The organism is Bartonella sp. AD328YNZD (genome assembly GCF_042196425.1).
On sequence record NZ_JBHIQG010000774.1, the window covers coordinates 1 to 634 of the forward strand.

Below are 634 nucleotides of genomic sequence, written 5' to 3' on the forward strand. Positions count from 1 at the left end.
TATCTCATCTAGTTTTTATGTCTCCATAGATGTCCAAATGTAATGCCTTTTGCGAGAGAATTGGCCATGCTTGATAGTTTGAGTAACAGCATGATGGATATAATGGACAAGATGAGAGCTCCTCCAAACATGAAGCTTACATTCTGGTTGTAATCGAGTTTCATATCACTCAAATAGTTTGCAAAGATATTCATCATCAGATTAAATACAGTTGCTAAGAGTAGAAAGAGGATTATATAATTGACGACTTGTACAATCCATTGCTCAAAAAAGCGATAAGTTGGTTGCCAAAGTAGAGCAATAATGAAGATTGGCCCCCATCCTACGAGAAGTGCAAGTGCGATTTTTGTCAGAAGGACGAGACCCCCACCGATTGCGACGACGAGGCTTGTTGCTAGCAAGATGAGGATTCCTAAGAGACTGTAAAGCAGACCATTGGACTCGAAGAAGACGGTTTCTTGGAAAAGACGTCCTGCATATTGGAATCCTCCGCCTGCTGTTTTGTCAAGTAAATTCATTAATTGTTTATCATCGAGTGGGTTTGCGATGAGCGCTTTTGATAACTCATAGGGCATTTGTGTTATTAAATTTGTGATTTCTGGTTGATAAAGTCCTGTGGTAAGAGCTATTGAAG

The 634-nt window shown here is 39.7% G+C and carries 1 protein-coding gene; it reads right to left on the minus strand.

Annotated features, from left to right (window positions below; translation table 11 throughout):
• Positions 1–8: 8 nt before the first annotated feature.
• Positions 9–634, minus strand: a 626-nt coding sequence (locus ACFIO3_RS14970; RefSeq protein ID WP_375704768.1) for a type IV secretion system protein, incomplete at its 5' end; no start/stop codon positions are given.